At 42.0% G+C, this 20,001-nt stretch carries 14 protein-coding genes; 10 read left to right on the forward strand and 4 right to left on the reverse strand.

Annotation, left to right across the window (positions count from 1 at the left end; genetic code table 11):
* Positions 1-27: 27 nt before the first annotated feature.
* On the reverse strand, positions 28-489 hold the full coding sequence (rtxC, locus tag HGO23_RS13555) for an RTX toxin-activating lysine-acyltransferase RtxC (protein WP_099134495.1): 462 nt from the start codon (positions 487-489) through the stop codon (positions 28-30).
* A 34-nt stretch (positions 490-523) separates the two neighbouring features.
* Entirely contained in the window at positions 524-868 is a 345-nt protein-coding gene (gene rtxH / locus HGO23_RS13560; protein ID WP_099134494.1) for a protein RtxH, read from the reverse strand.
* A 499-nt stretch (positions 869-1,367) separates the two neighbouring features.
* Here rtxH and HGO23_RS13565 point away from each other — a divergent pair, with 499 nt between their 5' ends.
* The 10 genes from HGO23_RS13565 to fur all read left to right on the forward strand — a co-directional run bounded on the left by HGO23_RS13565 (position 1,368) and on the right by fur (position 15,046).
* On the forward strand, positions 1,368-3,485 hold the full coding sequence (locus tag HGO23_RS13565) for a peptidase domain-containing ABC transporter (protein ID WP_209026989.1): 2,118 nt from the start codon (positions 1,368-1,370) through the stop codon (positions 3,483-3,485).
* Positions 3,478-4,833 (forward strand): HlyD family type I secretion periplasmic adaptor subunit, encoded by a 1,356-nt coding sequence (locus tag HGO23_RS13570; RefSeq protein WP_209026990.1) that lies wholly within the window; start codon positions 3,478-3,480, stop codon positions 4,831-4,833. Before HGO23_RS13565 ends, HGO23_RS13570 begins: the two co-directional genes overlap by 8 nt.
* A 1-nt stretch (position 4,834) precedes the next feature.
* Positions 4,835-6,964, forward strand: a complete 2,130-nt coding sequence (locus HGO23_RS13575) for a type I secretion system permease/ATPase (RefSeq protein ID WP_209026991.1) — start codon at positions 4,835-4,837, stop codon at positions 6,962-6,964.
* A gap of 101 nt (positions 6,965-7,065) precedes the next feature.
* Positions 7,066-8,031 (forward strand): GlxA family transcriptional regulator, encoded by a 966-nt coding sequence (locus tag HGO23_RS13580; RefSeq protein ID WP_209028788.1) that lies wholly within the window; start codon positions 7,066-7,068, stop codon positions 8,029-8,031.
* Positions 8,032-8,275: 244 nt separating this feature from the next.
* On the forward strand, positions 8,276-9,382 hold the full coding sequence (locus tag HGO23_RS13585; protein ID WP_209026992.1) for an efflux RND transporter periplasmic adaptor subunit: 1,107 nt from the start codon (positions 8,276-8,278) through the stop codon (positions 9,380-9,382).
* Between the two features lies 1 nt (position 9,383).
* Entirely contained in the window at positions 9,384-12,497 is a 3,114-nt protein-coding gene (locus HGO23_RS13590; RefSeq protein WP_209026993.1) for an efflux RND transporter permease subunit, read from the forward strand.
* A gap of 47 nt (positions 12,498-12,544) precedes the next feature.
* Positions 12,545-13,135, forward strand: coding sequence for a TetR/AcrR family transcriptional regulator (locus HGO23_RS13595; RefSeq protein ID WP_099134488.1), 591 nt, complete (start codon positions 12,545-12,547; stop codon positions 13,133-13,135).
* 256 nt (positions 13,136-13,391) lie between these two features.
* Complete coding sequence (gene ybfE, locus HGO23_RS13600; RefSeq protein WP_099134487.1) at positions 13,392-13,682, forward strand: LexA regulated protein; 291 nt, start codon at positions 13,392-13,394, stop codon at positions 13,680-13,682.
* A gap of 174 nt (positions 13,683-13,856) precedes the next feature.
* Positions 13,857-14,390 (forward strand): flavodoxin FldA, encoded by a 534-nt coding sequence (fldA, locus tag HGO23_RS13605; protein WP_099134486.1) that lies wholly within the window; start codon positions 13,857-13,859, stop codon positions 14,388-14,390.
* Between the two features lie 206 nt (positions 14,391-14,596).
* Positions 14,597-15,046 carry a ferric iron uptake transcriptional regulator gene (gene fur, locus HGO23_RS13610; RefSeq protein ID WP_099134485.1) on the forward strand — a complete coding sequence of 150 codons (450 nt, stop codon included), beginning with the start codon at positions 14,597-14,599 and terminating at the stop codon, positions 15,044-15,046.
* Between the two features lie 115 nt (positions 15,047-15,161).
* On the opposite strand, the gene HGO23_RS13615 is transcribed toward fur, so the two are convergent.
* Positions 15,162-17,855: a beta-N-acetylhexosaminidase gene (locus HGO23_RS13615; protein WP_209026994.1), complete on the reverse strand. Its 2,694-nt coding sequence runs from the start codon at positions 17,853-17,855 to the stop codon at positions 15,162-15,164.
* 234 nt (positions 17,856-18,089) lie between these two features.
* Positions 18,090-19,757, reverse strand: coding sequence for a glutamine--tRNA ligase (glnS, locus tag HGO23_RS13620; RefSeq protein WP_209026995.1), 1,668 nt, complete (start codon positions 19,755-19,757; stop codon positions 18,090-18,092).
* Positions 19,758-20,001 lie beyond the last annotated feature (244 nt).

A 20,001-nucleotide genomic window follows, 5' to 3' on the forward strand; every position in this document is an offset into this window, starting at 1 on the left:
AAATATTCCTGGTGTTGGGCAAAAAAATTAAACAGTAAACCACTGCACCCGCCGGATACAGCGGTCATTTTTAATATCCAGAATGCCCCGGACAGTACAGGCTTTCTGCCCTTTCCACGCTGCAAAAACACGTCGGCGCAGATCGCAGGCAATGTCACGCGCATGTCCGAAAGGAGCTATCATTTCTGGAAAAAAGATATGCTGACCAGAGCGCCAGTCTTCATGCATGATTTCCCGATCACCGGAAAGGATTGCATCCCGACTGCTGTCAGACAAAAAAGCCCAATTACAAAAAGCAACTGGGCGTTGGTATTGATCTTCGTAATAGCAAAACTGATTGAGCTGAAATGACGGTAAAATACGTTGTTGCCATTCTGCAACTAAATAGCGTCGATGCAGGGGAGAATGCTGACAAAGTAACATCACCCCACCAATTAATGCTTGTATTTCAGTCTGACTCAGTGTTGCTGGTTGATGTGTGATCATCATAATCGAGCAACTATCTGGTAGGATTTTACTGATTTTATTTTGATTTTTTCGTGTTACGTGCTGCCGGTTTTACAGACTGTTCAGCTTCAACAGGTGCTGCATTTTCGTTCACCTCTGTTATCGGCAAAAATCCGGCAGCAATCAGCTTATTGATTTCAGCTTCCATACGCGGATCTTCGAGCATACTTTTCACCATAGAAACCATATACATAAAACCTGATATCGGCATATGGATAACTTGTTTTAACTCCAATTCCTTATCATTTTCCGCCAGTACACCATTTGCCATTCGATGAGGATCTTGACCAACAAAATAAAGAGAAAATACACCTTTATTGTAATTAACGCTTGAAATTGTTTGAACGAATTTTTCAGACATACCATTATCCATTAAATAAATATTAATCAAATGTTAAAAATACATTAAAACAAAAAGGATTTAATGATAAATGAAATCCTAACCAGATAGGGTTAATTTATCATTTAATCTCTTTTTACAGCAATCTAATAGATTAAGTAGCACCAAGGCACTGTTACAACATGAATTAATTAATGAGTGTTGAAGGTTGCAAACAGACATACACTTCAACATAAATTGCAAAATGGCAAGTAAAACAAGGGAGAAAAAAACCAAGTAATCCATCGGCTATTTTGATCGAAAATATATCTGCTTGCTTTTTAAAATCAACATATAAATATTAAAATGTCTATTTAACCACTGCACTTTGTCCCAATTACCCACGTTAATATCCCCATTAATAGCAGATAATATTCATTATTAAATTTATTAAGATTGTTTTATCGAAAAATACCACTTTATCTCTCTGGTTGCTTATTTAATTTGAGTTTTGTCTTTTTTTACAAATAGATATCCATGCATGAATGAAATAGAAAAAACGACATTATCATTAATTAAGTTAATAATAATGATATCTAATGGCGAGCACTCGATTATATCTGATGGAAACATAAGCAATGATGATGATTATCATACTTCTTTGAATAAATTAAAGAAAAAACACCATATATCCATTAAAAATAAGCGCTCAATAAATAAGAAAATTAATACATTATCTTTGCCAGCTATTCTGTTCGATAATAACGGAAATCCTTCTATTCTGGCAAAATCCGATGAACATCGTGTGTTAATTCAAAAACCTCATCAAGAAAAACCAGAAATATTAGATAAGGTAGACTTTATCAATTCATGGAGTGGCCGTTGGATAAAAATAAAACAAAACAGTAGCCAATTTAATATCCAATGGTTCATTCCAGAATTTGTCAGACAGAAGAAAAATCTGTCTGAGATATTGCTGTTTTCTTTCGTCTTGCAGATCTTAGCCCTGATTTCTCCTTTATTCCTTCAGGTTGTCATGGATAAGGTATTAGTACATCAGGCGCTTTCTACATTGGATGTCTTAGTATTTGGTTTAGTGGTCGCCGGACTGATTGAAGTTATCCTGAGAGGATTGCGCGAATACCAGTATGCTCACACAGCTAACCGGATTGATATTAAACTGGGGCTGAAGCTGGTCAAGCACCTATTTGGCCTGCCTTTGCTATATTTCAAATCCCGCCAGGTGGGGGCAATTGTCACGCGGGTACGGGAACTAGAAACTATCCGGGAATTTTTGACAGGTTCGATGTTTACATTATGTATTGATGTCCTGTTCATGTTCGTTTTCATCTACGTTATGAGTCTGATTTCCGGGACATTAACCCTGATCTTTTTGCTCACTATACCGTTCTATGCCTTACTTGCCTGGTGGGTTACGCCCAAGATCGAAAAAGCAGTAGAGAAACAATTCACTCATGCTGCACTCAATACCTCTTTTTTGACTGAAACCGTTGCAGGAGCCGAAACGCTGAAAAGCCTTGCTGCTGAGCCACGTTTTACGCACCGCTGGGATAACCAGACCGAAAATATGGTCAGTACCAGTTATGAAGTTCAGCAATGGGACAACCGTTCCAGCCATCTGGTGATGCTGCTACAAAAAGTAACCAGCGCAATTATTATCTGGCTTGGTGCATCAGAAGTTCTTTCCCTGCACATGACTATCGGTCAATTGATTGCTTTCAATATGATGGTAAATCATACCGAACAACCATTGACCAAACTGGTACAACTTTGGGGACAATTTATCCGCTCACGCATTGCTATCGATAAATTAGGGGATATGCTGAACTTACCAACAGAGCAGCAATCTGGTAAAGAGCAGGTAACATTACAGGGTGCAATTTCGTTCTCCGATATCGTCTTCCGTTACCAACCTGATCTTTCTCCTACCATTAACCATTTCACGCTGAATATCAGGGCAGGAGAAACCCTTGGCATTGTTGGTACATCCGGTTCAGGAAAAAGCACCCTTGCCCGCTTGCTCTTGCGTCTCTATACCCCGGAACACGGAAAAATCACATTAGATGGTATCCCGCTGCAACAGATTGATATTGCCTCATTAAGGCAGCAAATAGGTATCGTGCTACAAGAAAACTTTCTGTTCAATAAAACCGTACAGGAAAATATTGCGCAATCGCGGCCGGATGCCGCATTGTCCGATGTCATTGAAGCTGCAAAACTGGCCGGTGCTCACGATTTCATTCTCAAACTACCGCTGGGGTATGACACCGTTATCGCAGAAGGGGGACAATCTCTGTCAGGCGGACAGAGACAACGCCTGGCGATTGCCAGAACCCTGCTCTCTGATCCCAAAATTTTGATCCTTGATGAAGCCACCAGCGCATTGGATGATGAATCACAGGCTATCATCCAATCCAATATGGCAAATATTGCACAAGGTAGAACCGTCATCACCATCGCACACCGATTGTCCACTGTACGTCAGTGCAACCGGATAATTGTGCTGCATCAAGGCCAGATCACCGAACAAGGAAGTCATGAGCAACTTTTGCAGCATGGCAAACACTATCGAAAACTCTGGCAGCTACAACAAGAACTACAACAGGAACTGAAACAGGAGGGACCCACCCATGTTTAAAGCCATCTTGCGTAAGGGGCTAAAACACTTGCGTGCTCCTTCAATACATTATGATTTTCTGCCAACCCATTTGGCATTGTCACAACGTCCACCTTCTCCGTTTGCTCGTTATACGGCGATTATACTCAGTATTGGTGTAATGGTAGCTCTCCTGTGGGCATATCTGGGGAAATTAGATGTACAGGCAACAGCAACCGGGCGCCTGATCGTCTCTGGTCGTTCGCAAATGATCCAGGCTTATGAACAGAGTCGTCTGATCACGATCCATGTTACCAACGGGCAACATGTTGAAAAGGGAGCAGAGCTACTGACATTAAATACACTCGGTGTGAATCAGGATATTGCACGTCTGCTTGAGCAGTGCGAATATTTTACTGAAGATAAGATCCGCTATCAGGCATTGCTGGACAAGCATGACCCTAAATTTTCGCCTCTTTTCCAACAGCAGCCGACATCTATACAGCAGAAAATCCTGACACATTACTATCATGATAAGCAGGAATTCGACGCTATTATTACCAATACCTATGCTGAAATGAATGTCAATCTCTCTTCCCAAAAAGCCAAAGAGAGCGATATTAAGGCGCTGACTAACCTGCGCCAGAATATCACTCAACGCTTACAAGCAAGGAAAACACTGAGTCAGCAGCAAGTTATAAGCCGAATGGAATATCTGGAACAGGAAAAGGAATTACTGGAAACAGAACGGCTGCTAACTCAACAAAGATCAGAGCTTAATGTCCTGATGACTCAATACAAGAGTTTTGAAGAGCGCCTGAAAAGTCTCAAAGCACAAAAAGAACGGGATTGGTTTGAAAAAAGAAAGCAGGCCGAAATACAACTGGCTGTACTGAAACAAGAGCTATCAAAAATGAAGGAGCGGGAAGAACTTTCTGTTGTACGTTCTCCTGTTACAGGTACTGTTCAGCAATTGAGTGTTCATACTTTTGGCGCAGTGCTGCAACCCGCGCAAAATCTTATGGTGATCGTTCCAGATGATCATGTACAGCTCTCCGAAATCCAGATCCTGAATAAAGATATCGGTTTTGTCCGTCCCGGTCAGTCGGTAACAGTGAAAGTCGATGCTTTCCCTTATACACGCTACGGCACTATTGAAGGAAAATTACTAAGTATTTCCCGTGACTCCACTATCGATGAACGATTGGGACTGGTTTTTCCGGCTCAAATCAGCCTTAATCAGAACAATATCATGGTTGATGGCAAACCCGTCGAGCTTACGGCAGGGATGTCGATTGTTGCAGACATCAAGACCGACCAACGGCGAGTGATTGATTACCTGCTCAGTCCGATTCAGGAATATCAGTCTGAAGCGCTGAGGGAAAAATAATATGGCAGAGACTTTTTCCTTTACAAATAGTACTGATACGGAAAATCACGTTAATAATCGTGCACTGGAATGTATCACTTATCTGGGAAAACAATTTCACAAAGCTGCTGATGCCAGACAATTGCACCATGCACTGGGATTAGATTCCCTGCAACTGACAGACTGGCAACTGCGGGAAGCTTCTGATGCTATCGGGCTACACAGTAAATTTGATTTTCTGACATCAGAGACGGCTACAACTTTACCTCTGCCGGCACTGGTTGAACTGGAGCAGTGCTGGTGGATACTGTTGGATGCCAACGCTGATCAATTTACAGTACTCAATCCTATTACGGGAAAACAAAAAATTCAGGATTTGCATGACCAATATAAGATTTTGCTTGTCGCTGAAAAAAATCTAACTAAAAAACAGGTCAAATTTGGCTTAAGCTGGTTTTATCCATCCATTTTCAGACAAAAAAAACAGTTACAGGATATTTTCTTACTGGCCATTGTGCTGCAACTTTTTGCATTGGCATCACCTCTGTTGTTTGAAAATATCATCGACAAGGTATTGGTGGGACGTAGCCTTTCCAGTCTGCATGTTCTCGGTCTGGCGATGCTGGCACTCGCCATTGCAGAACCTTTGTACGGCTTTTTACGCAATACTGTGTTTGGACATATGGCAAGCCAAATCAACGCAGAACTTTCTGGCAGACTTTACCGCCATCTGGTAGGTTTGCCTCTGCCCTATTTCAAACAACGTCAAACAGGGCAAATCATCGCTCGTGTCAGAGAAATGGCTCAAATTCGCCAGTTTCTGACAGGTTCTACCCTGATGTTATTGCTCGATCTGATCTTTATCATCCTATTTCTTGGTGTCATGTTCCATTACTCCAGCCTGCTGTCATGGATAGTGATCGGCTCGCTGGTACTCTATTTCCTGCTCTGGATCACCGTAGGGCCAATCATCCGGCATAAAGTAGAAGCCGAATATGAAGCTGATGCCAATGCTACCAGTTTCTTAACGGAAGCCGTGACGGGTATCGAAACGATCAAAACCACAGCAACGGAAAAACGCTTCCTGCACCAATGGCAAAAAGTATTGAGCCGACAGTTAATCCAGCGTTTTGCCGCCCAGAAAAGCGGGCTTGCCGCAGGACAGGGGATCACTTTGATCCAAAAAATTGTCGCAGCTCTATTGCTATGGTGGGGAGTCAAAAGCGTACTTGTAGGAGAGTTGTCTCCCGGAGAGCTGATTGCTTTCAATATGCTGGCAGGGCATGTCACACAACCGATCCTGCGATTGGCACAAGTATGGCAGGATTTCCAGCATACTCTGATCGCTCTGAGACGTGTCGGCGATATTCTTGATGAACCCATGGAGAACAGTAAACAAGGATTAGCTTCTTCCCCTGAGCTGGCTGGTCAGATTGAATTCAAAAATATCCGCTTCCGTTATCATGAAGATACTCCCGAAGTGTTGGCAAATCTGTCACTGTCGATCAAGGCAGGAGAATTTATCGGTATCACAGGGCCATCCGGCTCAGGCAAAAGCACCCTGACCCGATTACTGCAACGTTTGTATATACCACAACATGGCCAGGTTTTAGTGGATGGCATGGATTTGGCCATTGCCGATCCGGTATCGCTGCGACGTAATATGAGCGTGGTATTACAAGAAAGCATTCTGTTTTCTGGTAGCATTGCCGACAATATCCGTCTGTGTAAACCCAATGCCAGTGATGAAGAACTCTATCAGGCAGCAACTCTGGCTGGGGCTATCAATTTTATCAATCAGTTTCCCCATAAATTCGCCCATCCGGTCGGTGAAAAAGGCAGCAATCTGTCTGGTGGCCAACGGCAACGCATCGCTTTGGCAAGAGCATTACTGAATGAACCCAAGATCCTAATCCTGGATGAAGCAACTTCCGCACTGGATTATGAATCCGAAGCTGCCATTATGAGCAATATGCATGAGATCCGCCGGGATCGGACAATTATCAGCATTGCTCACCGACTGAATACTATTCGCCACGCAGATAAAATCTTCGTTTTAGATCAAGGAAAAATCATCGAATCAGGCTCACATGATGATCTGTTACAACAAAATGGACTCTATGCACAACTTTGGTATCAGCAAACTAGCTGACTATTATCCTGAAAAATTTATTGAAGACAGGAGGCTTGTTTCATCTTAATAACAAAATTAACACAAAATTGTAAGATGCTCTTTAGGAAGAGAATATGGATATGAAACAATTCTCTATCACAGTTCTGGTATTTTCACATACTTCGGTCACATCGGTTACTATGCCGATTGAAATACTGACTATTGCCGCTAATGCTATTGGTGGCCCTATTCCTGATGTTCGTATTGTGTATCCCACTCAGAAAGGAGTGGATGAACCCCATGAACTGTTGATTAAATCCTCCTCAACTTTTCAGGGCAGCCTTTATCATAGTACACAACCCGACCTTATTCTGATCGGTTCACTGGGCTTTCCTGAATGGCAACCACATCATTGTTCACAGGAAATAATCGACTGGCTGAAAGCTATGGATGAAAAATATATTCCTATTGTTTCCATATGTTCCGGCACTTTCATGTTGGCCAATGCGGGCTTACTGAAAACAAGTGCAACTATTCATCCTCATTTCGCTGCTGAATTCAAAGAGCTATTTCCCCATATTCCTCTGTATACCAACAAAAAAATCACTTGTGACAATAATCGGTTCTGCATTTCCAGTGCTTATGAAGATGCCCGTTGCATGATGAATATTGTGGAGCTGATGTATGGACAATACGCCAGAGAACGTTGTGCACATTTCCTGTTTGGAGAAAGTGAGAACCAGGATCCAGTCAGTTTTGTCCCTTATCGCCAACATTCAGATCCGCTCATTCACAAGCTGCAAGATTGGATGCATTCCTCCCCTTCTGAAATTTTATCGGTAGCTGATTTGGCAAATAAAATTCATCTTTGTGAGCGGCAAATGAAACGCAGATTCAAAGTTGCCACAGGACAAACACCGATCCAGTATATCCAACAGATACGTCTGTCACAGGCCAAACACTGGCTAGAAAAATCACAAAAAACTATCGAAGAAATCAGTCATGAAGTGGGTTATGAAGATACCCGTTATTTCAGAGAATTATTTAAACGCTGTAATGGCCTGACGCCAAAAGAGTATCGACAAAAGTATCACCATAATGGTTGATTTCCTATTGAGTGATATTTTTGTTACCAAGCCACTTTAACGCTTGATAATTAACCAACATACTATACTAAACGTTCCTTTTGCGTGAGCAATAATAAATCATCTGGGGACTGATTCCGGGTAAAATATGGTTAACGTAAAGCATGATTAAAACATGTTGCACGTAAATTTTAGATAGACTAATCTATCTAGAATATAGGCGCTAATTTAAGCGATCATCATCAGTCATTAGTAAGGACGATAAATGGCAAGAAATTTGTTATCTCTTCTTGGCTTTTGTTTTTCTGTGCTCGTTTTCACTACAAATGCCCAGGCATCCCAAGAACAGATGCGTGTCTCAGCAACAACGATGCAGGCAGTTCCCTTTGCTCCCTCAATTAATATATTAGGCTCTATTGTAGCAAGGAATGAAATTGTAATAAGCCCGTCACTGACTCAACATATCATTACTGATGTTCTGGTCGAAGAAGGCGATCATGTTAAACAAGGTGATGTTCTGGCTACGCTAGAAACGCCCATTCAGGATGAAAAAGTCAAGCAAGCCAAAGCGAATCTGGAACAAGCTGTGGCTATGATAAAACAGAATGAGGCCATGAACGATCGGGCACAATCCGATCTGAAACGGGCAAAACCGCTGATCAAAACAGGCGTAATTACTGCCAGTGAATTTGAAAAATATAAAATGGAGGCAAACTCCGCATTAGCAGCCTTAAATGCGTCAAAAGCCGAATACCGGCAATTACAGGCACAATTACAAGAAGAAAAAAGCCAGCGTGCCAAAACAACGATTCTAGCTCCCAAAGCAGGCGTTATCAGTGAACGAGTTGCCACAGTTGGTATGACCACTGATGGTAATTACCTGTTTAAGCTTATCGACAATAACCAGTACGAATTTTCGGCTGAAGCCTATATTGCTGACTTAAAACAGATTCAGGTGGGTTCATCTGCGGCGATTTCTCTTACTGAAGGGGATAAAATAACCGGTAAGGTGAGATATATATCGCCAAAAATTAATCCTATTACCCAAATAGGAATCATCAGGATCACGCTTGATAACGTTCCCACAAATATCAAACTGGGGGATTTCGGTTATGCTCTCTTTCAGCTTAAGCCAGAAAAAATTAATGCTATTCCTTATAGTGCAGTGAATATCACTGCTGGAAACAAAGCAGATGTCTATGTTATTGGTAAAAACAATGCGGTGGAGAAAAAACAGGTCAATATAGGGCGTATTTTTGATAAATGGGTTGAAATAAAGTCCGGATTATCTGCAAACGATAAAGTTGTAGTCTCTGCATCTCCATTCCTACAAGAGATGGATACAGTTTCCATTAAGTCACAGGGAAAATAAGATGAAGTTTCAATTATCAGAATGGGCCATCAGAAAGCCAATTCCTACTATTGTTATTTTCTTGGCTCTCACTATCGCTGGGTTATTTTCCTTTTCTGAGTTACCCATTAATGCCAACCCTGTGATTAATTTTCCGGTTGTGACTGTAACTGTCTCACAAAGTGGTGCTTCACCTTCTGAATTAGAAAATGCAGTGACTCAACCTATTGAGCGGGCAGTTTCTGGCTTACCGGGAATTCGGCATATTAACTCAACCATTACTGATGGTGTCTCTATCACGGTTGTTGAATTTAATTTGAAGGTTGACCCTAATGTCGCTGTAAATGATATTCGTGAGCAAATTACCCAAATTCGAGCAGAATTACCTCAAAATATAGATGAGCCTTTGATAAACCGCATTGATGTCGAAGGCGGGGCTATTCTGAATTATGCCGTTCAGTCAAAGAATAAAAATTTAACCGAATTATCTTGGTTTGTTGATGACAAATTAAGTAAGAATCTATTAACTGTGCCAGGGGTGCAAAAAATAAGCCGATCAGGGGGTACAAACAGAGAAATACTGGTTGAACCCGATCCGGTAAAACTGGCTGCGTTAAAAATCAGTGTTGCAGATATTAACCAGTTATTGCTCCAGAGTAATGTCAACATTCCCGGCGGGAGAATGGTTATAGCGGAGCAAGGTCATTCTATCCGTATCTTAGGGGCCAAAAATCAATTAAATTATCTGCGTAAATTAAAGTTTCCTTTAGAGAATAATAACTGGATTACTTTGGGCGATATTGCCACGATTAAAGACTCTCACTCAGAAACAACCTCTATTTCCCGCCTGAATGGTAAACCTGTTATTGGTTTTGCCGTGTTCCGCACTAAAGGTTCAAGTGATACCGTGGTAGAAAAAGGGGTCACACAGGCATTAGAGCGAATTAAAAAAGAGAACCCTGATGTTAATATCAAACTTGTTTCATCAAATGTGAAATACACAGTGGCCAGTTATAACGCCACCATGCAGACATTAATAGAAGGTGCAATATTAACAGTCATTGTGGTGTTTTTCTTCCTGAGAAGCTGGCGTGCTACTTTAATTGCAGCAATTGCGCTACCATTATCTATTTTGCCCACATTTGTTATTCTGCATTTATTTGGCTACACATTAAATAGCATCACATTATTAGCATTAACGCTGGTAATTGGTATTTTAGTTGATGATGCGATAGTCGAAATAGAGAATATAGAAAAATATATTGAAAGAGGAGAAAGACCTTATATTGCAGCGATCAAGGCATCCAATGCCATTGGGTTCGCAATCATCGCAATTACTATTACGATTGTCGCTGTTTTCATGCCAGTCAGCTTTGTTGGCGGTTTCGTGGGTAAATATTTTGTCCCCTTCGGCATTACCGTATCCGCGGCGGTTTTATCATCCTTACTGGTTGCCAGAATGGTGACTCCTCTGATGTCCGCTTATCTGTTATTACCGAAAAAGGCATCAACGAAAAAAGCATTGTCTGAACAAAACAGTGAAACAGGTAAAGTCGAGACACCGAAATGGATCAAGAAATATGTTGCCATTCTGGATAAAACACTAAAATTTCGCAAAACAGCCTTAGCACTAGCTGTCGTTTTTTTGCTTGGTTCACTAAGTCTGCTTGAGCTATTACCATCTGGCTTTTTACCTAAATCCGATATCAGTATCGCTAGAATAGATATTGAAGCCCCACCCGGAACACAGGTGGCGCAAAGCGATAAACTTTTGCAGCAGATTATTAAACAGTTTAAAGATCGTCCAGAAATTGTAGATATTTTCTCTATTGCAGGTGTTGAAGGAACAGCCGGCGATATTAGCCAAAGTAAAAGCACTATTATCGTTAATTTAGTGCCCATCAATGATCGCAAATTGTCACAAAAAGAATTTGAACAGTCACTGACGCCTATCTTAGAGGCAACACCGGATATTCGCTATACCTTTGGCAGCAGTGATGGAAACCGGGATGTTTCGATTGTTTTAGCCAGTGATTATCCAGAAATTCTGGCTCAGACAACAAGACAGTTGCGTCAGGAAATGATGCAGTTGAATGGATTAAAGAATATCCAAATTTTGCAACCATTACCAAAACGGGAAATTATCATCACCCCGAATATTGCTGAAGCTGCCAGAGCGGGAGTAACAACAGATGCTATTGGTTCAGTAATCAAAACCGCAACCATCGGTGAAATCAACGCTAATGTCGCTAAATTTAATTTACCAGACAGGCAGGTTCCTATCCGCGTCTTATTATCCAAAGAGGACAGAGATAATCTGAATGTGCTAAGTAATATGTACGTTAACAGCACATCCGGGGTTAATGTCCCTATAAAATCGGTCGCTGATATCTCTTTTGGTTCAGGGCCTGACACTATAGAACGCATTTCCAGACAACGTAAAGCCGTGATTGAGGCTGATCTTCATGGTATTGCAATTGGCACCGCTCTGGAGCAGATCAATCAATTACCAATATTGAAAAAATTGCCACCAGAAGTTAAAAGAATCCAATATGGTGATATTGAATACATGAATGAGATGTTTGAACGTTTCTCTACCACTATGATGCTCAGTATCCTGATGGTATTGGCTATTCTGATTATTCTGTTCAAAGATTTCTTACAACCAATGACGATTCTGATTGCCCTGCCATTTGCTATCGGTGGTGCCATTATCGCTTTACTTATCTATAATGCCACGATTGATATGCCCGTTATTATCGGCATATTAATGCTGATGGGCATTGTCACCAAAAACTCAATCTTACTGGTTGAGTTTATTCTCGAAAAATCCCGCTCTGGTATGTCGCGAACTGACGCCATTATTCAGGCAGGAAGAGAGCGTGTCAGGCCAATTATCATGACAACAATTGCCATGGTTGCCGGGATGATCCCTCTGGTAATCACCAGCGGCGCGGATACCAGTTTCCGTGCACCGATGGCGATTGCCGTCATTGGTGGGTTACTCAGTTCAACATTGCTAAGTTTGCTGTTCGTGCCCGTTATTTACAGTTATATGGATGATTTTAAAAACTATATCATTCCATATCTTAGAAAATTGTCATCGGTAACAAAAGACGATCTCAATTATCATTGATAGATGAATCAATTTGATTCTGTATCTAGCCTTTGGAGGAATATAAGGTGAAAAAACAGACCGAAAAACAGCAAGCCAAACGTAAACATATTATTGATGCGGCTATCTCCTGTTTTATCGAGAAGGGATTTCATGCAACATCAACAGCAGAAATCTGCAAAGCAGCAGGTATGAGTCCCGGAAACCTGTTTCATTATTATCCAACCAAGAATGCCATTATTAAAGCGATTGCAGAAGAAGACAGCCACGACTATGACGAAATTTTGGCGGCCTGTCATGATGAAAATTCAATGATTGCCACAATAGAAAAATTGTTGGCAAAGCTGATACAGCTCTACAACGAACCCGGCTATGCACGCCTCAGTATTGAAATTATCGCTGAGGCCAGCCGGAATCCGGCTATTAATAAAATATTCATCGAGAATGAGAAAAAAGTCCGGGAACGTTTAACTCTATTACTCAATAAAGGCATTGAGAACGGGGAAATCGATAAAAAACTTAATGCTGAACAGACTGCTTCCTGGTTGATGATCGCCGTTGACGGCGCTATCGGAAAGCAAATCATGGGGTCTGATTTTGAGTGGCGAGGAAGCCTTGAAGCTTTTACTTATATTATACGAAAAGCCTTTATTCCATAACCCTTACAAACGCTTTCTGATTAAGGCAAATGCCTTAATCAGACCAACACTATTCACTTTTCTCCGTTTTATTTCTCTTTCATACCGTACTTGCTATACACCACTTTCCCTACATTATTAGGTCTGAATTATGACTGAACCCGACAATCCCTCTTATCAACCAACAATCTCCCCCATCAACCAGTAGCGACACGCGTCCAGCTAAGGTATCATTGCCCGCTATATTATTGGTACACGCCCTTTATCAATCGAATTTATGGCAAAAGAACAAACTGATCGCACCACACTGGATTTGTTCGCAGATGAACGCAGGCCAGGGCGACCTAAAACAAATCCGCTGTCCAGAGATGAACAGCTTAGGATCAATAAACGCAACCAGTTGCGCCGGGATAAAGTCAAAGGACTGCGTCGGGTGGAACTAAAACTCAATGAAGATGCTGTTGGTGCTCTCAACCATCTGGCAAAACAGCGCAATATCAGCCGCAGTGAATTAATTGAACAGATGTTGCTGGCTCAACTGGCAACAGATAATCACCTTGCCAATTAACGGCTTTAATTCAACAGAGTGAAGCGGTGTCACCACACAAATCTGACAGACTTGTCACTGATGTTTGGTCAAAATAACGTTTTTCATTTTAATAAAACTGATATTTTTCCTGCTGATTTCAGCGTGACGTGTATGGATTTAATACACTAATAGAACAAGAGGTTAATCTACTTTATGGCAATAATAGGTATATTCTTCGGCAGCGACACTGGCAACACAGAGAACATTGCCAAAATGATCCAAGAAAAACTGGGCGGTGCTGATGTTGCGGAAGTTCACGATATTGCCAAAAGCAGCAAGGAAGATCTTGACGCCTTCGATATCCTGCTGCTAGGCATTCCAACCTGGTACTACGGCGAAGCTCAATGTGACTGGGATGATTTCTTCCCGACTCTGGAAGAGATCAATTTTGAAGGAAAGTTAGTTGCCCTGTTCGGTTGTGGTGATCAGGAAGATTATGCAGAATACTTCTGTGACGCTATGGGCACCATCCGCGATATTATTGAACCTCGTGGTGCAATTATTGTCGGTCACTGGCCAACTGAAGGGTATCACTTTGAAGTATCTAAAGGTATGGCTGATGATAATCACTTCATTGGCCTTGCTATTGATGAAGATCGCCAACCAGAATTAACCGAAGAGCGTGTTGATGCTTGGGTACAGCAGATTAAGGCTGAAATGAGCCTGTCAGAAATCCTCGGCGCATAATAAAAGATCTCCTCTGTGTATGTAAGGAAACAAATGCCTTTTGCACGGGATAATTCTTGAAATATGTGTCATGATAGCGAAGTGGGCATGGTTTTCATTTTCAGTATCCATGCCTATAATCTACAGCATGAAGCTGAATCATGATTCTCTCACGATACCCCAAGTATCACAAGTTCACTAAACTCAAGTTACAGGACTAAATCCGCATGACCGACAACAATAAAGCATTAAAAAATGCTGGACTTAAAGTAACACTTCCTCGCCTGAAAATTCTGGAAGTGCTACAGGTCCCAGAATGCCATCATGTCAGTGCGGAAGATCTCTACAAAAAACTGATTGATATCGGTGAAGAGATTGGCCTCGCCACTGTCTATCGCGTGTTGAACCAGTTCGATGATGCCGGCATTGTCACTCGCCACAATTTTGAAGGCGGTAAATCGGTTTTTGAACTCACTCAGCAACATCACCATGACCATCTGATTTGTCTCGACTGCGGCAAAGTGATCGAGTTCAGCGATGAGTCCATTGAAGAACGTCAGAAGGATATTGCTGCACGTCATGGAATCAAGTTGTCAAATCATAGTCTCTATTTGTATGGTCACTGTACTACAGGTGATTGCCGTAAAGATAGTACGTTACATGATGAGAAAGCATGATAAGAAGGCACGATAAGAAGTGATACATACTGCTCACTTTTGATATCGGCTCTTGTCAAAAGAAGCTGCTGCCGATTAGCCAAAGCTAATCGGCAGGTTGCTTTTTTACAGGCGATTATTTTTGATATACATCTTCAATTCGGCTGAAACGCTTACCATCAGTGCTAACAGAACGGACTTTCACATTACCTTCGACATATGGTCTTTGTCTGTCATCATAAATTTCCCAGGTTTTTCCATCATTCAACGAATACTGAATTGCCAGCCCGGGCAAAGCAATGTTCGCTTCCAATGTCCCTGACACAATCCTTGCGCCCGGTATTGGTAATCGATATGCAACATGTGCCTTATCCAGTTTTGCCATTTCACGTTGCCCCATTAAATTGGCAAAACGACGCCAATCATTATTGAGTTTATCGATTTCAACATACCGTGTGACTCCGCCTTTATATTCCCTGCCCTGCTGGTAATTCTGTTCCCATCCAGCCTGATGCCATGCACGTTCCGCCAGCGACAGCAAACGCGGATAAATCATATATTCCATTTGCTCATCAGTACGCACCGTTTCGCTCCATGATAGCCCTGACAAGCCATACGCCCCCGGCCAACGTTTATTACTGGTGGTATTGAAATAGTTGCCATTGATATCCACCGAAGTCTCGGCATTTTGTGGCATATTATTTGGTGCAAAACTGAAGATTTTGGCTTCATCATTAAAACGAGACGCCCAATAATAGCCCCGCTCCTTCGGATTAACTTCGTACGGCATATCCAGATAAACATAATCAGGGCTGGAAACAACGACACGATAGCCCTTGTTTGCCCAGTCATTAACGGAATCGTAACCTCCCCAATACAGCGTATCCCAAAAGTTCACCGTAACGTACTGAGTAGCAAAGTCTTTCACCGATTTCGCATGTTTCAGACCATCCTGCCATGACTGCATCGCCTCAATACCATGAGCATTGACAATCTTACTAACTTCAATCGCGAAATAACTGGCCAGCTCATCAACATCTTTGATGGTGCCATTCGCAATCATTTTTTGACAAACCTGAGATTTTGCCCATGGTTTGTCCTCAATTTTTTTATTTATGATCCCTTTACCCGGTTCAATTGGACCATCTTTGTCCTGATAACCCGACCCCAAACGAATATTTTTCGCTTCATCACCGCCAAAATGCCATGTTCTCAGTGATGTTCCGGCTTCTTTGTGCATAGCAACGATTTCACTGATGACTTTGTCAACAAAACGTTTGGAAGAATCCATGCACGGGTTCAAATAGCTATGGCGATCGTAAAACTGTACAGATGTCGTATTTGAGGTATCCGTCGGGTCGAGCAAACGGTACTCATTGGCTTCCTGTACCTTTCCTTCTGCCACCAATTTTTTATAGCGGGCTTCCATAGACACTACCGCTGCACGGGAATGGGCCGGAATATCAATTTCCGGGATCACCTCTATCTGACGAGCCTTAGCATATTTCAAGATATCAATGTAATCCTGACGGCTAAAATAGCCACTGCCCATATTATTACTTGCTGGCCCTGAGCCTAATTGTGGTAACAAACATTGCGTCTCAGTTAAATCATGGCAACGTTTGCTGCCGATTTCTGTTAATTCCGGTAAACCAGGAATTTCCAGACGCCAGCCTTCATCATCACTCAAATGGAAATGGAATTTATTCAGTTTATAAGCCGCCATTTGATCGAGCAGACGCAAGACAGCTTCTTTACTATGGAAATTCCGTCCGACATCAAGAAACATACCTCGATATTCAAATTTGGGGGCATCTTTTGCTGTTAATGTGGCTATTTTCGGTACACCATTGGCCGGAAGCAGGGAAAACAGTGATTGCAGGCCATAAAATACACCGGATTCATCAAAAGCAACAATTTGTGCTCCCTTAGTAGTGATATTCAGGGAATAAGCCCCTTTAACCCGCCAATCACCGGTAAATTTGTTAGCATTAATCTGAGTCGCAATCCGATAACCGCTATCGGTTAACTTAATGTTATAGTCAGCAAAACGCTCTCGAATAATCCGAATTGAAGCGTCACTCAATCCTCCCAGTTCTAACCTCACTCCATGAGATAAGTTGACATCCTGTGAATGAATGGACAATTTTCTGGGCGTCGGGATAATTTGCCCACGCAGTTTATCCTCATCAATTAATGACACCTGGCTGTTTTTCTCAAAACGGCTTTCGGGTGTCATCAGGATATTGTTATCCGCTGTAGTTCGTTTCCACTGCTCCCCTTTAAAATCAGATAAAAATGCACTCAGATCCTCAGTATCAGTATTAGTCAGTACCTTGGGAACAGCATCACCTGAAGTGGCATACCAGCGTGGCATAAAATCTGTACTATAAATCTGCCAGTATTCACCAATAATTGGCAGTGAAACCTTTTCTTTAGCCTTGATCCCTCTGAACTTTTCTGTCGGTTCTAATTTATACAAGTCACCTGTGATATGCGTGATTTTGTATTGCTCATTATTAACTTTCAGAATTTGGCGAATGCTATGAAAATAGAGTGCCCAATCCGCAGAATCAATTGCCTGATCGCCATTGGTCAATGTGATATTAACCCGATTACAAGCGGCCCCATTTGCACCTAAAATGGCACAGTCAGTCCCATGTGATCCGGCCTGGTTGTCTACGATGCTGAAATTCACGTTTAACTGACTAAGTGAATCCACTATCTGCTGTGATGTCATTTCCGCATGAATATTTTCCGCATAAGTACCTGCCGTGAACCCTGCCGCCATGATAATTGCTGCTAAAGTGTGTAATTTAATGCTTTTCATTAATGACCTCGTCCGAGTTTCTCATTTTCGCCCAGAACAGAAGGCTGTTTTTGATATCACAAAACGATTTTGTACAACGGTTACAACATAGTATCAATGCGAAATAACCCTATACAAGATGTGACTATAAGGCAATTTTTAATCTTGGCAGGAAGAGTTAATTTTCATTACGAGACTTTTAAGCATAAAAAAAGCGCGATAATAATCACGCTTTTTTCGTGTATTCAATTTACATTATTCTTTGGCGATTTTCGCCCAAGTATCACGTAAGCCTACAGTACGGTTAAACACTAAACGTTCAGGACTTGAGAGTTTGCTGTCAGCACAGAAATACCCTTCACGCTCGAACTGATAGGTTTTTTCCGGCGGTGCTTTTGCCAGCCCCGGCTCAACAAAACCTTTACGTACCACTAATGACTCTGAATTAATCGTAGGCAGGAAATCCTCTTCCGCCCCCGGGTTCGGTACACTGAACAGACGGTCATACAGATAGAATTCCGCAGGGATAGCATGTGCAGCGCTTACCCAGTGAATAACCCCTTTCACTTTGCGACCATCAGCTGGATCTTTATTCAGGGTCTGCTCATCATAGTGACAATAAATAGTAGTGATATTGCCTGCGTCGTCTTTCTCGACACGTTCAGCTTTAATCACATAAGCATTACGCAGACGAACTTCTTTACCGAGTACCAGACGTTTATATTGACGGTTTGCTTCTTCACGGAAATCAGCGCGATCAATATAAATTTCACGGCTGAAAGGCACTTCACGACTACCCATTTCTGGTTTATTTGGATGGTTAGGCATTGTCAGAATGACTTCACCTTCCGGCATATTTTCAATCACCAGTTTTACCGGATCAAGAACTGCCATAGCACGCGGTGCATTTTCATTCAAATCATCACGAATACAAGATTCCAACGCTGCCATTTCAACGTTGTTATCCTGTTTAGTCACCCCGATACGACGGCAAAATTCACGGATCGCAGCAGAAGTATAGCCACGACGACGCAAGCCAGAAATCGTTGGCATACGTGGGTCATCCCAGCCATCAACGATGTTTTCTGTCACCAGCAGATTCAGTTTACGCTTGGACATCACCGTGTATTCCAGATTCAGGCGAGAAAACTCATACTGACGTGGGTGGCAATCAATCGTGATGTTATCCAATACCCAGTCATACAAACGACGGTTATCCTGAAACTCTAATGTACATATAGAATGGGTGATCCCTTCCAGGGCATCAGAAATACAATGGGTGAAATCGTACATCGGATAGATGCACCACTTATTACCGGATTGGTGATGTTCTGCAAATTTAATGCGATACAGAACCGGATCGCGCATGACGATGAATGGAGAAGCCATGTCAATTTTTGCCCGCAGACAGGCTTTCCCTTCAGTAAATTCACCAGCACGCATTTTTTCGAACAGAGCAAGGTTCTCTTCCACACTGCGATCGCGGTACGGGCTGTTTTTACCCGGCTCTTTTAGCGTGCCACGATATTCGCGGATCTCGTCTGGGCTTAATTCATCGACATACGCCAGACCTTTATTGATCAATTCAAGCGCGTATTCATACAGATTATCGAAATAGTTAGAAGAGTAGCGAATATCACCACTCCACTGGAATCCCAGCCACTGGACATCATTTTTGATCGACTCAACGTACTCAATATCTTCTTTCACTGGGTTTGTATCGTCAAAACGCAGGTTGCATTGCCCCTGGTAGTCTTGTGCTATACCAAAATTCAGGCAGATCGACTTCGCATGGCCAATATGCAGATAGCCATTAGGTTCAGGTGGGAAACGGGTATGTACGGATGTATGTTTACCAGTTGCCAAATCTTCGTCAATTATCTGACGAATAAAGTTTGTCGGGCGAGCATCTGCCTCACTCATCGTTTTATTCCTCAATGCAAAAAGCGCTTTAACATAACCCTCTATAATCTATTAAGCTGAACCGAGAAACAACACTTAGTTAATGGGAAATGGACGAAAAGAGCAAAGTTAGTGCTAAAAAGCGATTTATGTACAATATCGTTAAATTTTCGTTAAAAACAGTGAAGGATACTGACAAGCCATTATTAAAAAATGGCTTGCCGTCTTTCTCATAAAGCGCTCAATAATAGCACCAAGTAAGATC

It is taken from the genome of Xenorhabdus budapestensis (genome assembly GCF_017743015.1).
Lineage (GTDB): Bacteria > Pseudomonadota > Gammaproteobacteria > Enterobacterales > Enterobacteriaceae > Xenorhabdus > Xenorhabdus budapestensis.

What these genes read in the sequence shown, in the direction of transcription:
- rtxC (WP_099134495.1), bottom strand. Translation starts at nt 489, where the DNA reads ATGATGATCACACATCAACCAGCAACACTGAGTCAGACTGAAATACAA.
- HGO23_RS13575 (WP_209026991.1), top strand. Translation starts at nt 4,835, where the DNA reads ATGGCAGAGACTTTTTCCTTTACAAATAGTACTGATACGGAAAATCAC.
- rtxH (WP_099134494.1), bottom strand. Translation starts at nt 868, where the DNA reads ATGTCTGAAAAATTCGTTCAAACAATTTCAAGCGTTAATTACAATAAA.
- ybfE (WP_099134487.1), top strand. Translation starts at nt 13,392, where the DNA reads ATGGCAAAAGAACAAACTGATCGCACCACACTGGATTTGTTCGCAGAT.
- glnS (WP_209026995.1), bottom strand. Translation starts at nt 19,757, where the DNA reads ATGAGTGAGGCAGATGCTCGCCCGACAAACTTTATTCGTCAGATAATT.
- HGO23_RS13570 (WP_209026990.1), top strand. Translation starts at nt 3,478, where the DNA reads ATGTTTAAAGCCATCTTGCGTAAGGGGCTAAAACACTTGCGTGCTCCT.
- HGO23_RS13590 (WP_209026993.1), top strand. Translation starts at nt 9,384, where the DNA reads ATGAAGTTTCAATTATCAGAATGGGCCATCAGAAAGCCAATTCCTACT.
- HGO23_RS13580 (WP_209028788.1), top strand. Translation starts at nt 7,066, where the DNA reads ATGAAACAATTCTCTATCACAGTTCTGGTATTTTCACATACTTCGGTC.
- HGO23_RS13565 (WP_209026989.1), top strand. Translation starts at nt 1,368, where the DNA reads ATGAATGAAATAGAAAAAACGACATTATCATTAATTAAGTTAATAATA.
- HGO23_RS13615 (WP_209026994.1), bottom strand. Translation starts at nt 17,855, where the DNA reads ATGAAAAGCATTAAATTACACACTTTAGCAGCAATTATCATGGCGGCA.
- HGO23_RS13585 (WP_209026992.1), top strand. Translation starts at nt 8,276, where the DNA reads ATGGCAAGAAATTTGTTATCTCTTCTTGGCTTTTGTTTTTCTGTGCTC.
- fur (WP_099134485.1), top strand. Translation starts at nt 14,597, where the DNA reads ATGACCGACAACAATAAAGCATTAAAAAATGCTGGACTTAAAGTAACA.
- fldA (WP_099134486.1), top strand. Translation starts at nt 13,857, where the DNA reads ATGGCAATAATAGGTATATTCTTCGGCAGCGACACTGGCAACACAGAG.